Raw genomic sequence first — 14,620 nt, 5'->3', positions numbered from 1 at the left:
GGGCCCCGCCGATGGGAATACGCCTGCCCACCTGGGTCTGGATCGGCGCGGTCGCGCTCTCGTGCGTGGCCGGCATGGTCAACGTGGTCGGCTTCCTCGGTTTCGAGCACCAGGCGGTCAGCCACATGACCGGCAGTACCAGCCAGCTCGGCATGGCACTGGCGCAGGGGGACTGGCGCGCGGTCGGCCACCTGTGGGGCCTGCTGATCGCGTTCTCGCTGGGCGCGATGCTCAGCGGCCTGCTGATCCAGGACAGCACCCTGCAGCTGGGCCGCCGCTACGGCGTGGCGCTGGCGCTGGAATCGGCATTGTTGCTGGTGGCCATTCCGCTGTTCGAACGGCACCAGATCTGGGGCGCACTGGCCGCCGCCATGGCCTGCGGCCTGCAGAATGCTATGGCCACCACCTTCAGCGGCGCGGTGGTGCGCACCACCCACCTCAGCGGCATGTTCACCGATCTCGGCATCGGCCTGGGCCACCTGCTGCGCGGACTGCCGCTGCAGGTCCGACGACTGACCCTCAGCGGCCTGATCATCAGCGGCTTCCTCGCCGGCGGCATGATCGGTGCCTGGCTGTTCATGCGCTGGCAGTACGACGCCCTGCTCGCCCCGGCCCTGCTGACCGGCCTGACCGGGCTGGGCTATGTGCTGTACCAGCAATGGGCGCGTTGGCGGCATTGAATCAAGGACATCCACGCATGGCGTGGATCTACCTTCCCCAGCGGGACCACGGCACAATCGCTGGATGAGCCCGACCACTCCCGTCTCCGCCCTCACCATCGCCGGCTCCGACTCCGGCGGCGGTGCAGGCATCCAGGCCGACCTGAAGGCGTTTGCAGCACATCGCGTGCACGGCCTCTCCGCGATCGCCGCGCTGACTGCACAGAACACCCGAGGCGTCATCGCCGTGCATGTGCCGCCGGTCGATTTCCTGCGCGCGCAACTGGACGCCTGCTTCGATGACTTCGACATCCACGCGGTGAAGCTCGGCATGCTGGCCAACGCCGAGGTGATCAACACCGTCGCCGACGTCCTGGAGCACCATCGTCCGCCGCACGTGGTACTGGACCCGGTGATGGTCGCCACCAGCGGCGCACGCCTGCTGGAAGACAGCGCCCTGCAGGCGATGCGCGAGCGCCTGATCCCACTGGCCACGCTGATCACCCCGAACACGCCGGAAGCAGAGCTGCTGGTTGGACGGAAGATCGGCAACGGCGATGACGCGGAGCGCGCCGCTTCCGCCCTGCTCGACCTGGGCGCCGGTGCGGTGCTGCTGAAAGGTGGCCATCTGCAGGAAGGCAACCGCGTGATCGACCGCTACTTCGACGGCGTCAGCAGCGAAGAATTCATCCACGCCCGCCTGCCACTGGATGCACATGGCACCGGCTGCACGCTGGCCTCGGCCATCGCCGCGCAGCTGTGCAACGGCCTGAGCCTGGCCAACGCCTGCGAAGCCGGCATCGACTATGTTGCACGCGGCCTGCAGCAGGGCTATGCCCCCGGCCGCAGCGAGGTGCTGGTGCTCGATCACTTCGGCGCGGCACCGCACGCATGAGCCTGGCACCGACCCTCCTTGCCGTGCAGTGCGACGATGGCCATCGCTACGAAGTGATCGCGTGCGTGCCTGCACAGCCCATCGCGCGCCTGCTGTGGCTGCCGGCGCTGGGCGTGGCCGCGCGCCACTACCTGCCGCTGGCGCTGGCGCTGGCGGCGAAAGGCGTGGCGGTGTACCTGCATGAGTGGCGGGGCAATGGCAGCAGCTCGCTACGCCCATCGCGCATGCAGGACTGGGGCTATCGCGAAGTACTCGAACAGGATCTGCCGGCCAGCCAGGCGGTCCTTGCCGCGGCGGATGATGAGGCGGGCGCCCTGCCCTGGATCATCGGTGGCCACAGCCTCGGCGGTCAGCTGGCCTGCGTGCATGCCGGCCGCAATGCGCAGCATTTCAACCGGCTGTGGCTGGCGGCCAGCGGCTCACCGTTCTGGCGCGGCTTCCCGCCACCGCGCGGCTGGCTGCTGCCGCTGGTCTACCGCTTCCTGCCGTGGATCGCGCAGCGCCAGGGCGTGCTGCATGGTCGGCGCCTCGGCTTCGGTGGCACCGAAGCGCGCGGACTGATCGCCGACTGGGCGCGCGTGGGCCTGAACAACCACTACGCCGCAGTCGGAATGGACGAAGACCTCGATGCGCAGATGGCGCGCGTGCATGGCAGCGCGCAGGCGGTGCTGATGGAGCACGACTGGTTGGCACCGACCGGATCGATGCAGACGTTGCTGGCGAAGCTGCCGAATGTGGACGCGCAGCTGCGCGTGCTGTCCGCGCAGGAACTGGGCACGCGCGCGGATCATTTCGCCTGGCTGAAGGCCCCGGATGCCGTGGCTGACAGTTTTTTCATTCAGTTGGATGAAAATTTTCACAAAACTGTTGACGATGCGCGCCGACATCCGCATAATTCCGCTCCTGTCGCAGGGCGCCCGTAGCTCAGTTGGATAGAGTACCTGGCTACGAACCAGGCGGTCGGGAGTTCGAATCTCTCCGGGCGCACCACTCGACAGGTTCCCAGCATCCGCCGCTGGGAATGCAGTAAAATTTGGCAACACGTTGATTGTGTACCGCGCGCCCGTAGCTCAGTTGGATAGAGTACCTGGCTACGAACCAGGCGGTCGGGAGTTCGAATCTCTCCGGGCGCACCATACACAGTCAGCACAACAAGTTTATGTAATTGGCGCCCGTAGCTCAGTTGGATAGAGTACCTGGCTACGAACCAGGCGGTCGGGAGTTCGAATCTCTCCGGGCGCACCATTACACCGAAACAGCAGGCCTCGGCCTGCTGTTTTTTTATGTGTGTTTTTCGGCAGGGCTGCGCCCTGCACCCGCAGATGCCTCAAGCCAAGGCAACGGCAGCAGCAAAAGCTGGCATTCCGTGGGTTGGTGGGGCGGTGTAGGAGTGCGGGGACGCCGCAAGTACGTCCCTGTAGGCTTGGCAGCCGCTTGCTCGTGTGCGCAGTCCTGCGCACACGAGCAAGCCGCGGCCAAGCCCCCACGGATGGGTTTACGGCGTCTCCCGCAACCGGACCCACCCCGCCATCCCTCAGGAAACCAGCTTTTGCTGTTGCTGTTGCTGTTGGATCGTAGTGGGTGCAGGGCGCAGCCCTGCCGTACCCCTACCCCCTGGCCATTGACTGCCACCACTGCGACAACAGCCCAGGCCTGCGCAGGCGCTCGCGCCACCAGCGTAGTGCGGCGCCATCCTCACCGGTGCGCCAGGCCAGCCAGAAGGTTTCCTCCGGCTTGTGCTCCTCCACCTCGCGGATCACCAGTTGGCCCCGCGCCACCGCCGCGCGCGCGCACGGCTCGGGAAGGAAGCCGAAGCCCACGCCTTGGCATTGCAGCTTCAGCTTGCTGGCCATGTCCGGCACGGTCAGCATCTCCTGCCCCATCAACAGGCCCACCGTGCGCGGCAGCAGCCGCCGCGCCGAATCAGAAACGGCGATCGCGCAGTGCTCGACCAGCTGCTCGCGACCGAGCACGCCCGGCACGTTGGCCAACGGATGATCCGGCGCGACCGCGAACACGAACTCCACCGTGCCCAGCGGCTCGACCACATAGCCGCCGCCACTGGGTCCCTCGCCCGGTGCACCGACCAGCAGGTCGGCACGGCGGTCCAGCAGAGCCTCCCAGGTGCCGGACAGGGCCTCGCCGATCAGCCGCAGCCGTGTCGGCGCCTCCGCCTCACGAAACGCCGCGATGTCCGGCCCCAGCAGCCAGGTCGGGAACACCGAGTCCACCGCCAGGGTCAGTTCGGTCTCCCAGCCCGACGCCACCCGGCGCACCCGCAGCTCCAGCTCGCGGGCCGCGCGCAGCAGATGCCGCCCCTCGTCCAGCAGGGCGCGTCCGGCCTCGGTCGGTTCGGCACGCGGGCCGACGCGGTCGAACAACTGGACGCCGAGGTCTTCCTCCAGCTTGGCCACGGTGTAGGAGATGGTCGAAGGCACCTTGTGCAGGGCCTTGCCGGCGCCGGCGAACGAGCCGCGGCGGTCGATGGCGTCCAGGATCTGCAGGGCATCGAGGCTGAGCTTGAGCATTCGAATTTTTCGATGATGGCTGTCAAAACTATCCGTTTTTCAAACCCCAGGCGCAAGCGGATACTTCTCTCCAACGGGGAAACACGGCGACTACCAGCCCACCCCGCCCCATCGAAAACATCGAACAAGGAGATTCCATCATGCTGCAGATCCGCAAGAGCGCTACCCGTGGCCTGGCCGAGCATGGCTGGCTGTCCTCGCGCCATACCTTCTCCTTCGCCAACTACTACGACCCCCGCTACGTCAGCTTCGGCCCGCTGCGGGTGATCAACGAAGACAAAGTGATTGGCGGCCAGGGCTTCGGCACCCACAGCCACAGCAACATGGAGATCGTTTCCTATGTGCTGGGCGGCGCGCTGGAGCACAAGGACTCGATGGGCACCGGCTCGGTGCTGCGCTACGGCGACGTGCAGCGCATGAGCGCCGGCAGCGGTGTCAGCCACAGCGAGTTCAACCACTCGGCCGACGAAACCGTGCACTTCCTGCAGATCTGGATCTTCCCCGACACCGAGAACATCACGCCGTCCTACGAGGAGACCCACTTTGCTCCGGAAACCAAGCGCGGCCAACTGCGCCTGATCGCCTCGCCGGACGGTGCCGATGGTTCGCTGCGCATCCACCAGGATGCCCGCATCTTCGCCACCATCCTCGATGGTGGCCAGAAGCTGCACCACGCGCTCGGCAACGGCCGTGGCGCCTATGTGCAGGTAGCCCGCGGCCAGCTGCAGGTCAATGGCATCACCCTGGAAGCCGGTGATGCGCTGCAGGTCAGCGACGAAGCACAGCTGACCCTGGAAAACGGCAATGATGCCGAAGTGCTGGTGTTCGACCTGCCGCTGTAACCGCAACGCCCGCGATGCTGCAGAACATCGCGGGCGCTTCTGTGCAGAACATCACCGGACGTACTGGCCAGCGGCGCCTTCCAGATCACCACCGTCATGCTCATGTACAGGCCTGCGACAGCGGCCAGCGGAATGCCGACCGTGCACCCACTGTCCGTGCGTGGCGTTAATCGCTCGTGACGCAATCGGGTCACTGCAATCGTATGCGTCACCCGATGTCACGCAAGGCACTTGCAGGCCCAGCCTGAAATCGTTTTCATGGATGCTCTCTTGAGCTTCGCATCCGCATGACGCCTTCATCCCCACGTGCCCAGCAGCACGCCACCCGCGCCGCCTTCTTCATTCCCGGATTCGCCACGGCCGCATGGGCGCCGATGGTGCCCTTTGCCAAGGCCAAGGCCGGGCTGTCCGATGCCAGCCTCGGCGCGGTACTGCTGTGCCTCGGCCTGGGCTCGTTGCTGGCGATGCCGCTGGCAGGTGCGTTGACGGGGCGGCTGGGCTGCCGCCGGGTGATGGTGATCACCTGCGCGATGATGCTGTGTGCCCTGCCCTTGCTGGTGCTGGCGCCCTCACCCGTGGCACTGGGTGCGGCGCTTTTCGTATTCGGTGCCGGCGTCGGCGCGCTGGATTGTGCGATGAACATGCAGGCCGTAGCGGTCGAGCGCGACGCCGGGCGCGCGATGATGTCCGGCTTCCACGCCTTCTACAGCATCGGCGGTTTCGTCGGTGCCGGCTGCATGACCGGCCTGCTGATCCTGGGTACGCCGTTGTGGCTGGCCGCGCTGGTTTCGGTGGCGGCACTGCTGCTGGTCGCGGTGCTGTCGGCACCGCACTGGCGCCCGCAACGGATACTGCACGAAGGCCCACTGCTGGCGCTGCCGCACGGCGTGGTGCTGTTCATCGGCGTGCTGGCCTTCGTGGTGTTCCTCGCCGAGGGCTCGATGCTGGACTGGAGCGCGGTGTTCCTCACCGACGTGCGGCAGGTGCCGCGTGACCAGGCTGGTGCCGGCTTCGCGCTGTTCACCCTGGCGATGACCGCGATGCGCCTGCTCGGCGACGGCATCGTCGAGCGCCTCGGCCGGACCCGCACCCTGGTCATCGGTGGCATCACCGCTGCAGCCGGCTTCACCTTGGCCACGCTGGTACCGTCGTTCCCGGTGGCGCTGGCCGGCTACGTACTGGTCGGGCTGGGCTGCGCCAACATCGTGCCGGCGTTGTTCTCGATGGCGGGGCAACAGCGGGTGATGCCGGAGAGCATCGCCATCACCGCGGTGACCACGCTGGGTTACGCCGGCATCCTCGCCGGCCCGGCAGCGATCGGCGCACTGGCACACGCCACCAGCCTCGGCTTCGCCTTCCTGTGCGTGGCCGCGCTGCTGCTGGGCGTCGCGGCGTCTGCGCGCTCGCTGGCAAGACGGGTGGCCTGACAGAAAAAGGGGACGGAGGGGATTAAGTCGTTTCTAGCGCAAGTGTGCGGGAAACGACTTAATCCCCTCCGTCCCCTTTTTCTCAGCTGCGCGCCAGCCACTCGGCCTGGGCAGGCAGCTGTGGGGCCGGGCAGGCACTCTGCGGATGGTGCTCGTCGCGCGCCATCCAGTCATCGACCACCCCCGCCAGCAGGTCCAGCCGCAACGGCAGGGTGATGTGGTCCTCGCCGCGCATTTCGATGTAGTGCGCGCGCGGGTTGGCCTGCGCAAGCTCGCGTCCCTGGCTGACCGGGATATGCTGATCGCGCTGCCCGTGCAGCAGCAGCACGCAGGCGTGGGTATCGGCCAGCGCACGCGCCACGTCCACGCGGTCCAGATCGACGTCGATGCGGCGGCTGGCGGCGGCGATCACCTGGTTGATGTCCTGGCCGCCATAGCGCCAGCGCGCGTACGAGGCCACCGCCTGCGCCTTCAGGCCCTCCGGCTGCAGCCCCATCAGGTGCGGGATCATGGTACGGATCGCCACGCCAGCGTTGGCGAACGATTCCATCGCCACCACGCCTTGCACCTGGTCGCCCAGCTTGTCGGCGGTGAAAACCGCCGTGGCCGCGCCGTAGGACACACCGAACAGGTACAGCGGCCCGGTCACTTCGCCGCGCGCGCGCAGCTCACCGATCACATCGACCACGTCATCGGATTCATAGGTGCCATAGCCGGAGGGGCCGGCACCGGACTGGCCATGGTTGCGCAGGTCGAGGGTGATCACGCGATACCCGGATTCGGCCAGCTGCAGCGACCATGGCAGCATCGAATCACCGTTCATCATCCAGCCATGCAGCAGCACCACGGTGCCGCGCGGCGCCTGCGCTTGGAACGGCTGCGGCACGGCCACGCTCAGGCCGGTATCCAGCGGCAGTCCGTTCTCGTGGCGCTGCGGCAAGTAGTGGTAACGCGCGCCGTAATCGCCGGGATCGAACACACGCCAGAAGATCGGCACCCCATCGCGGCCCGGCGCGAAGCCATTGCGGTTCGGTAGTTCGGCAATGGCCGCGGCGATGCGCGGGCGATCAAGCAGGGTCGACACACCACCTGGCGCAATCAGCCGATCGGCGAGCGAGGTGGAAGCAGCATTCATCGAGGAGGAGCATGCAGCCAGCCACAGGCCGGCGCACGCCAGCAACAACAGCAGCAGGCGCTTCATATGACGTCATAGGGGTGAATCAGGCAGGCCGAGACGTTAACTCCCCGATAGGCCGGTCATCTATCGCGCACGGATGACGACTTGATGACAGCGCAGGAACGATTCAGCTTGGTGTACAAGCCGTATCCGTTCAGTCATTGATCCGGATCAATGAACACGCATGCGGGATTGCCCACAGTGCCGCCATGCGCACCTCGTTCAAGCTCGCCATTGCCCTGGCCGCCACCGTGGCCGCCGCCTACGGCATCGCCCGCAGCACGCCCTACTGGTTCGCACCGCGGCAGATGGCGCAGGTCGACATCCACGACCCGGCACTGATCGCGCAGGGGCAGTACCTGTCGCGCGCGGCCGACTGCGCGGCGTGCCACACCGCGCCGGGCGGCAAGCCGTTCGCCGGTGGCCTGGGCATGCAGACACCGATGGGCACGATCTACTCGACCAACATCACGCCCGATGCGGACACCGGCATCGGTGCCTACGACTACGCCGACTTCGAACGCGCGGTGCGCCGTGGCATCCGCCATGATGGCCAGCCGCTGTATCCGGCGATGCCGTACGCCTCGTACGTGATCGCCAGCGATGCCGAGATCAAGGCGCTGTACGCCTATTTCATGGGTTCGGTGCAGCCGGTGAAACAGGACAACGCCGACAGCACCATTCCATGGCCGGCCAACATGCGCTGGCCACTGGCCTGGTGGCAAATGCTGTTTGCACGCCCGCGCAGCTTCCGCCCGGATCCAGCGCTGGATGCCGGCCAGCAGCGCGGCGCCGAACTGGTGGAAGGCCTGGCCCACTGCGGCGCCTGCCACACGCCACGCGGGCTGGCGTTCCAGGAAAAGGAGATGGCCGATGATGGCAGCCGCCAGTTCCTGTCCGGCTCGGTGCTGGAAGGCTGGTACGCGAAGAACCTGCGCAATGAATCGACCGGCCTGGCCAGCTGGAGCGAGGGTGAGATCGTCGACTTCCTTCGTACCGGACGCACCGATCGCTCGGCGGCCTTCGGTGGCATGGCCGACGTGGTCGAGCACAGCACGCAGTACCTGTCCGACGCTGACCTGCTGGCCATGGCGCGCTACCTGAAACAGCTGCCCGCGCGTGAGGGCCGCAGTGCCCAGTGGTCACCCGGTACCGACACCACCACGGCCGCACTGCGCAGCGGCGACTACCGTGTTGCCGGTTCGCTCGCCTATGCCGAGCACTGCCAGGCCTGCCACCGTGCCGACGGCCGTGGCATGCCCCGCGTCTATCCGGCCCTGGCCGGCAACTCGATCGTGTTCGCCGATGATCCCAGTTCACTGGTACAGGTGACCCTGATCGGCGGACGCACGCCGCTTACCCCGCACGACCGCATGGCCTTCACCATGCCTGGCTTCGAGCAGCTGCCGAATGCGCAACTGGCACAGATCCTGACCTTCATCCGCAGCAGCTGGGGCAACCAGGCCAGCGCGGTGAGCGAGGTCGACGTGGCGCGCATGCGCCGGGTGGTGCGCGACAAGCCGGTGCACTACGTTCCGCAGGAGGCTGCACGATGAAGCGTTCGCGCAAACGTTCCCGCCTGCTGATCGGTAGTGCGATCACCGTGGTGCTGCTGGCCGGTGCCAGCGCCCTCGCCTACCGTCACCTGTACCCGGACCTGGATGCTGCCGTAGCCAGCACGATCGATATCCTCGATGCGCAGGGCAAGGTGGTCGGGCACTACCACGCACCCAGCGCCGAGGAGATCGCCGGGCTGGGCAATGCCGAATCGGTGATGCTCGGCCGCCGCATCCTCAACGAAACCGCGCGCCTGCTGCCGGACAACGTCGGCAACGATCTGAACTGCAACTCATGCCACATGGCCGAGGGCAAGAGGCCCTTCGGCAACCACTACTTCAATACCGGTGGTGGTGCCTATCCGCGCTACATGCCGCGCCCCGGCAAGGTCATCGGGCTGACCGAGCGCATCAACGGTTGTCTGCAGCGTTCGATGAACGGCAAGCCGTTGCCGAAGGACTCGCCACAGATGCGCGCGATGCTCGATTACATGGCATGGCTGAGCAGCCCGGTGCCGGACGGCGCGCGCGTGGCTGCTCCCAGCGAAGGGCCGATCAACAACACGCTGACGCCGGACCCGATCCGTGGCCAGGCACTGTACGCCGCGCAGTGTGCTGCCTGCCACGGCGACAACGGCGAAGGCCGGCGCGACGCCAGCGGAGACATCGCTTTCCCGCCGCTGTGGGGCCACCACAGCTTCAACATTGGCGCCGGCATGGCGCGCCTGTACAAAGCGGCCGGTTTCGTCAAGCACAACATGCCGCCGGCGGTGACCCGCGAGCCGCCACTGGGGCAGCAGGTGATGCCCGACCAGGATGCGGTGGACATCGCCAGCTACTTCATCAACCAGCCGCGGCCGGACTTCGCCAACAAGGCCAAGGACTGGCCGCGCGACCCGAAACCCAAGGACGCGCGCTACTGAAGCAAGTGGCGGGTGCGGGCCGTCCCACAACACGGTTCCTGCATATTCACGTCATGCCGATGTCATTGGCATTGCTGACACTCCGGGGCTTCCCACCCCTGAAGGTCCGGTCTCGATGCGAACGTTCGCGCGCTTTCCCCGTGTCTCCCTGCTTGCCCTGCTGATCGCCCCCGCACTGGACGCCCTGGCCGAAGCACCGCAGGGCGCGGCGGCCGAGGCGCGCAGCAGCGAGGCGCGTACCCTCGACCAGGTGCAGGTCATCGGCCAGGCCACCAGCTACGCCAAGACCTCGGTGCGTGCGGAAACGCTGAACCGGCAGACGGTGATGAGCAGCGTCAACGACGCGCTCAACGAAGTACCTGGGGTGGTGGTCAGCGAAGCCGACGCCACCGGTTCGTCGGTGTGGGGCACGCAGATCAGCATGCGCGGCTTCGTCACCAACCGCGATACCCAGCAGATCGGCACCACTATCGACGGCCTGCCCAATGGAGGCTCGGGCTACGGCGGCGGTTCGCTGGCCAACCGCTACATCGACACCCTCGATCTGGAAACGGTGGAGGTCAGCCAGGGCACCGCCGACATTTCCTCGCGCTCGAACGAAGCGCTGGGCGGCACCCTCAACTTCCTCACCAGCGATCCGCTGCAGGACAGCCGCCTGCGCTTCGTGGTCGGTGCCGGTGACAACGAAGCACGCAAGTACTACGTGCGCTACGACACCGGCCTGCTGGGCGGCCATACGCGCGCCTGGGTCAGTGCCTCTTCGGCCCGCGTGCATGACTGGATCGACGGCAGCGGCAAGACCAGCAACGACCACATCGCCGGCAAGTTCATCACCGAGTTGGATCGCTGGACGCTGACCGGCTACCTGTCCTACAACGATGCCGACGAGCCGGAGTACACCAGCGTCTCGCCGAAGGGCTTCGCCACCAATCCGGACCGCGACAACCTGGTCGGCACCCTCACCGGCATTCCCTACCTGGACCAGAACTACCGTTCCGGCTCGCGTGCGCTGCGCGAGAACACCTTCGGCTACCTGCGCGCGGCCTTCGACGGCGGCAACGGCTTCAAGGCCTCGGTGGCGGCCTACGGGCACCGCATGGAAGGCCGTGGCGACTGGCTGCCACCGTACCTGGCGCAGGTCAGCGATGACGGTGCCGGCCGCCCCGAGTCGGAGTACATCGGTGGAAAGACCGTGTATGGAGGCAGCAACCGCGGCCAGATCTTCTTCGTCAATCCCGACGGCAGCGCTGCTCAGCGCCTGGCCAGCTGCACGCCGCGGCTGGGCTTCACTGCCGAGTACGATCCGAACTGCTATGCCGGCAACGTGCTGGGCGCGCAGTCGTATCGCCACACCCACTATGACAATGACCGCATGGGCGTGACCGCCGACGTCGAGTGGCGGCAGACCTTCGGTGCGGTCGACAACACGATCCGCGGCGGCCTGTGGGTGGAGAAGCTGGACCGCTCTGCCCGCCGCGATTGGCACCGCCTGCTCAACGTCGGCCAGGACATCGGCTTCGACCACCAGCCCTACTGGGTCCAGTTCGAGGACAAGTACAAGGTCGACGAGCAGATGTACTACGTCGAGGACGTGGCCCGCTTCGGCCCGTTCAGTGCACGCCTGGGCGTGAAGCAGTTCTTCGTCGACCAGTCGCGCCGCCGCGTGATCGGTGCCAGTGAGCACGTCAAATCCGATTCCAAGTCCGACCCGCTGCTGTCCACCGGCTTCACCTGGGCGCCGGGCGTGGAAGGCATGGAGCTGTTCGCTGGCTTCTCGCAGAACTTCGCCGCCATTCCCTCCGGCGTTCTCGGCGAGACCGACCCGCAGCGCTTCCGCAACGTCGAGCCGGAGACCGCCGACAACATCGAAGTAGGCATGCGCATCAGCCGCTGGCCACTGACCGCCTCGGTCACCCTGTACAACATCAAGTTCGACAACCGCATCGTCTACCTGCCGGCCGGCTTCGTCAGCGGCATCGACTACCTGGGCGAGACCGACGGCGTCTACGAGAACTTCGGCGGCGTGGTGAGCAACGGCCTGGAGGCCGCCTTCGGCTACGGCTGGGACAACGGCTGGCGACTCAACGCTGCCTATACCTACAACCGCTCCAAGTACCTGGGCAGTGGCGACGCCGCACGTGATACCCAGTTGGGCATCGTCGACGGCGCCAAGGTGATCGGCCAGCCCGAACAGACCCTGGTGCTGTCGGCGGACTGGCAGGGCGAGAACTGGAACTTCGGCCTGTCCGGTCGCTACCTGGGCACGCGCTACCTCGATGCCGCCAACGTCAACAAGCTGCCTTCGGCCACCGTGTTCAACGCCAACATCGGCTTCGACCTGCAGGGCCTGTCGCCGCGCCTGAAGGGCATGGGCGCCAACCTGGTGGTGAGCAATCTGACCGACAAGCGGTATCTTGCAGGGGTGGACGGTCGCGACAACGCCTTCATCGGCGCTCCGCGCACCGTCGGCATCTCCTTCCGTGTGGACCTGTGAGTGAGCCCGTGACCGATATCGGCCGACGCCGGTTGTTGCAGGCCGGCGTTGCCGCTGGCCTTTCCCCGCTGCTGCCCAGCATCGCCCGGGCCGCAGCGATCGCCCCCGCCGCGCAGACGCGAAGCCTCGAAGACCTGCAGCACATCGTGGTGTTCATGCAGGAGAACCGTTCGTTCGACCACTATTTCGGCACACTGCCGGGTGTACGGGGTTTCGGCGATCGCTTCGTCGCTCCGGCGCAGGCACTGCAGGCCGGCGGCCGCGCGCGCAGCCTGTGGCTGCAACCCGATGCCAGCGGCAAGCGCGCGATCGCACCGTTCCCGCTGGATACCGCTGCGCACTTCGGCTACATGCGGGTGGAAGGCACGCCGCACACCTGGCCGGATGCACAGCGGGCCTGGGACCACGGACGGATGGGGCAATGGCCGAAGGCCAAGCAGAACCACTCGATGGGCTACTTCCAGCGCAGCGACCTGCCGTTCCAGTTCGCCCTGGCCGATGCCTTCACCATCTGCGACGCCTACCACTGCGCGATGCAGGCCGGAACCAACCCGAACCGGGTGTTCCTGTGGACCGGCCACAACGATGCCGCCGCGCGCGCTGGTGGCCCGGTGATCGCCAACTCGCACGACAACTTCCCGGAACATGGCGGGCATCCAGCGTCATACCGTTGGACCAGCTATGTCGAACGCCTGCAGAAGGCAGGCGTTTCCTGGCAGATCTACCAGGACATGGCCGACAACTTCACCGACAACCCGCTGGCTGGCTTCGAGGCGTTCCGCCAGGCTTACCGCGCTGCACCCGGTCATGACCCGCAGCTGCGCGCACGCGGGGTCAGCACGCGTGGACTGGCGCAGCTGCGCCAGGACGTCATCGACGGACGCCTGCCACAGGTCAGCTTCATCATCGCCGACGCGGCCGGCAGCGAGCATCCCGGCCCCTCCAGCCCGGCCCAGGGCGCGGCCTATACCGCGCGCGTGCTGGATGCGCTGACTGCCGATCCGGAAGTGTGGAGCCGCACCGCCCTGCTGCTGATGTTCGACGAGAACGACGGCTTCTTCGACCACATGCCGCCACCGGCACCGCCTTCGCCGGTGGGCGGGGGCTGGGCGGGTGCGTCCTCGGTGAGCACCGAGGGCGAGTACCACCACCATCCGGCCCCGGGCGACGAAAAGTACGACGCGGCCGAACTGCGCGGCCGTCCGTATGGGCTGGGCCCGCGCGTGCCGCTGTACGTGATTTCGCCCTGGAGCCGCGGTGGCTGGGTCGATTCGCAGGTGTACGACCACACCTCGGTCATACGGCTGATCGAACGCCGCTTCGGCGTGGCCGCACCGGACATCTCGCCTTGGCGCCGCGCGGTCTGCGGTGACCTGAGCAACGCCTTCGACTTCGCCCAGCGCGATACCCGTCCGTTCGTACGCGGCCTGCCCGACGTGAGCGCGGTGGCCGCACGTGCCGCCGCCCTGCCGGGACGCACCGTGCCGGCGTTGCCTGACGGACTGAAGCCGGCGAAACAGGAAAGCGGCGTACGCCCAGCGCGCGCCCTGCCCTACCGGCCGCAGGCATCGATTGCTGCGATCGACGCCTCGGGCGTGGACCTGAGGTTGTCCTGCGAAGGTGCGGCGGCGGTGCTGCATGTCTACGACCGGCTGAGGCTGGATGCGGTGCCACGCCGCTATACGCTGGTGCCGGGCATGCCACTGCAGGCGCGTTGGCCGCTGGATGCACACGGTCGCTACGACCTGTGGCTGCTGGGCCCGAACGGCTTCCACCGCCATTTCCAGGGGGCGGCCAAGGCACCCGCCGTGCAGGCGGCGGTCGAGCGTGCGGACGACCAGCTGCGGCTGAACCTGCGCAACCTGGGTGACAGCGCACAACAGGTGCGCGTGCATGCCGGTGCCTATGCCGGGCACATGCCCGAGCAGACGCTGGCACTGCCCGCACATGCAGAGACATCGTTGGCGTGGGATGCGATGCCTACCGCCGGCTGGTATGACCTGCGCGTCAGCGCGGGTGAGAGCGTGCTGCGCCTGGCAGGCCGGGCCGAGGATGGACGCCCCGGCACCAGCGACCCGGCGATGGGCAGCGAACCGCTGCGCTTCGAACACGATTGATG

11 protein-coding genes and 3 tRNA genes are annotated in these 14,620 nt (G+C 67.1%); 12 read left to right on the top strand and 2 right to left on the bottom strand.

Annotated features, from left to right (window positions below; all coding sequences use genetic code 11):
- Nucleotides 1-11 precede the first annotated feature (11 nt).
- The 6 genes from B9Y82_RS06130 to B9Y82_RS06105 all read left to right on the top strand — a co-directional run bounded on the left by B9Y82_RS06130 (nucleotide 12) and on the right by B9Y82_RS06105 (nucleotide 2,799).
- Nucleotides 12-680 (top strand): YoaK family protein, encoded by a 669-nt coding sequence (locus tag B9Y82_RS06130; RefSeq protein ID WP_049447181.1) that lies wholly within the window; start codon nucleotides 12-14, stop codon nucleotides 678-680.
- Nucleotides 681-744: 64 nt separating this feature from the next.
- Nucleotides 745-1,554 (top strand): bifunctional hydroxymethylpyrimidine kinase/phosphomethylpyrimidine kinase, encoded by an 810-nt coding sequence (gene thiD / locus B9Y82_RS06125; protein WP_100471944.1) that lies wholly within the window; start codon nucleotides 745-747, stop codon nucleotides 1,552-1,554.
- Nucleotides 1,551-2,477, top strand: a complete 927-nt coding sequence (locus tag B9Y82_RS06120) for an alpha/beta hydrolase family protein (protein ID WP_100471943.1) — start codon at nucleotides 1,551-1,553, stop codon at nucleotides 2,475-2,477. The genes thiD and B9Y82_RS06120 overlap by 4 nt, the downstream gene beginning before the upstream one ends.
- A tRNA-Arg gene (locus tag B9Y82_RS06115) sits at nucleotides 2,468-2,544 on the top strand. Before B9Y82_RS06120 ends, B9Y82_RS06115 begins: the two co-directional genes overlap by 10 nt.
- A 69-nt stretch (nucleotides 2,545-2,613) precedes the next feature.
- Nucleotides 2,614-2,690, top strand: a tRNA-Arg gene (locus tag B9Y82_RS06110).
- Nucleotides 2,691-2,722: 32 nt separating this feature from the next.
- Nucleotides 2,723-2,799: transfer RNA gene (locus B9Y82_RS06105), tRNA-Arg, on the top strand.
- A gap of 362 nt (nucleotides 2,800-3,161) precedes the next feature.
- Here the strand turns inward: B9Y82_RS06105 and B9Y82_RS06100 are convergent.
- Nucleotides 3,162-4,082: a LysR family transcriptional regulator gene (locus tag B9Y82_RS06100; protein WP_100471942.1), complete on the bottom strand. Its 921-nt coding sequence runs from the start codon at nucleotides 4,080-4,082 to the stop codon at nucleotides 3,162-3,164.
- A 140-nt stretch (nucleotides 4,083-4,222) separates the two neighbouring features.
- Here B9Y82_RS06100 and B9Y82_RS06095 point away from each other — a divergent pair, with 140 nt between their 5' ends.
- On the top strand, nucleotides 4,223-4,924 hold the full coding sequence (locus B9Y82_RS06095) for a pirin family protein (RefSeq protein ID WP_049461316.1): 702 nt from the start codon (nucleotides 4,223-4,225) through the stop codon (nucleotides 4,922-4,924).
- Between the two features lie 287 nt (nucleotides 4,925-5,211).
- Nucleotides 5,212-6,351 carry an MFS transporter gene (locus B9Y82_RS06090; RefSeq protein ID WP_100471941.1) on the top strand — a complete coding sequence of 380 codons (1,140 nt, stop codon included), beginning with the start codon at nucleotides 5,212-5,214 and terminating at the stop codon, nucleotides 6,349-6,351.
- Nucleotides 6,352-6,433: 82 nt separating this feature from the next.
- Here B9Y82_RS06090 and B9Y82_RS06085 read toward each other — a convergent pair whose 3' ends face one another.
- The gene (locus B9Y82_RS06085) at nucleotides 6,434-7,552 is read right to left on the bottom strand and encodes an alpha/beta fold hydrolase (RefSeq protein ID WP_100471940.1); all 1,119 of its coding nucleotides are present in this window, start codon (nucleotides 7,550-7,552) and stop codon (nucleotides 6,434-6,436) included.
- A 185-nt stretch (nucleotides 7,553-7,737) separates the two neighbouring features.
- On the opposite strand from B9Y82_RS06085, the gene B9Y82_RS06080 reads away from it, so the two are divergent.
- From B9Y82_RS06080 to B9Y82_RS06065, 4 genes are all read left to right on the top strand, one after another.
- Nucleotides 7,738-9,084: a c-type cytochrome gene (locus B9Y82_RS06080; RefSeq protein ID WP_100471939.1), complete on the top strand. Its 1,347-nt coding sequence runs from the start codon at nucleotides 7,738-7,740 to the stop codon at nucleotides 9,082-9,084.
- Complete coding sequence (locus tag B9Y82_RS06075; RefSeq protein ID WP_100471938.1) at nucleotides 9,081-10,007, top strand: c-type cytochrome; 927 nt, start codon at nucleotides 9,081-9,083, stop codon at nucleotides 10,005-10,007. The genes B9Y82_RS06080 and B9Y82_RS06075 overlap by 4 nt, the downstream gene beginning before the upstream one ends.
- A 115-nt stretch (nucleotides 10,008-10,122) precedes the next feature.
- Nucleotides 10,123-12,501: a TonB-dependent receptor gene (locus B9Y82_RS06070; RefSeq protein WP_100471937.1), complete on the top strand. Its 2,379-nt coding sequence runs from the start codon at nucleotides 10,123-10,125 to the stop codon at nucleotides 12,499-12,501.
- A gap of 8 nt (nucleotides 12,502-12,509) precedes the next feature.
- Nucleotides 12,510-14,618, top strand: coding sequence for a phosphocholine-specific phospholipase C (locus B9Y82_RS06065; RefSeq protein ID WP_100471936.1), 2,109 nt, complete (start codon nucleotides 12,510-12,512; stop codon nucleotides 14,616-14,618).
- Nucleotides 14,619-14,620 lie beyond the last annotated feature (2 nt).

This window comes from Stenotrophomonas maltophilia, assembly GCF_002799155.1.
Taxonomy (GTDB): Bacteria; Pseudomonadota; Gammaproteobacteria; order Xanthomonadales; family Xanthomonadaceae; genus Stenotrophomonas; species Stenotrophomonas maltophilia_R.
The sequence above is the reverse complement of the archived record's forward strand: the minus strand, read 5'-3'. Positions and strand labels throughout refer to the sequence as shown.

What these genes read in the sequence shown, in the direction of transcription:
- B9Y82_RS06130 (WP_049447181.1), top strand. Translation starts at nt 12, where the DNA reads ATGGGAATACGCCTGCCCACCTGGGTCTGGATCGGCGCGGTCGCGCTC.
- thiD (WP_100471944.1), top strand. Translation starts at nt 745, where the DNA reads ATGAGCCCGACCACTCCCGTCTCCGCCCTCACCATCGCCGGCTCCGAC.
- B9Y82_RS06120 (WP_100471943.1), top strand. Translation starts at nt 1,551, where the DNA reads ATGAGCCTGGCACCGACCCTCCTTGCCGTGCAGTGCGACGATGGCCAT.
- B9Y82_RS06100 (WP_100471942.1), bottom strand. Translation starts at nt 4,082, where the DNA reads ATGCTCAAGCTCAGCCTCGATGCCCTGCAGATCCTGGACGCCATCGAC.
- B9Y82_RS06095 (WP_049461316.1), top strand. Translation starts at nt 4,223, where the DNA reads ATGCTGCAGATCCGCAAGAGCGCTACCCGTGGCCTGGCCGAGCATGGC.
- B9Y82_RS06090 (WP_100471941.1), top strand. Translation starts at nt 5,212, where the DNA reads ATGACGCCTTCATCCCCACGTGCCCAGCAGCACGCCACCCGCGCCGCC.
- B9Y82_RS06085 (WP_100471940.1), bottom strand. Translation starts at nt 7,552, where the DNA reads ATGAAGCGCCTGCTGCTGTTGTTGCTGGCGTGCGCCGGCCTGTGGCTG.
- B9Y82_RS06080 (WP_100471939.1), top strand. Translation starts at nt 7,738, where the DNA reads ATGCGCACCTCGTTCAAGCTCGCCATTGCCCTGGCCGCCACCGTGGCC.
- B9Y82_RS06075 (WP_100471938.1), top strand. Translation starts at nt 9,081, where the DNA reads ATGAAGCGTTCGCGCAAACGTTCCCGCCTGCTGATCGGTAGTGCGATC.
- B9Y82_RS06070 (WP_100471937.1), top strand. Translation starts at nt 10,123, where the DNA reads ATGCGAACGTTCGCGCGCTTTCCCCGTGTCTCCCTGCTTGCCCTGCTG.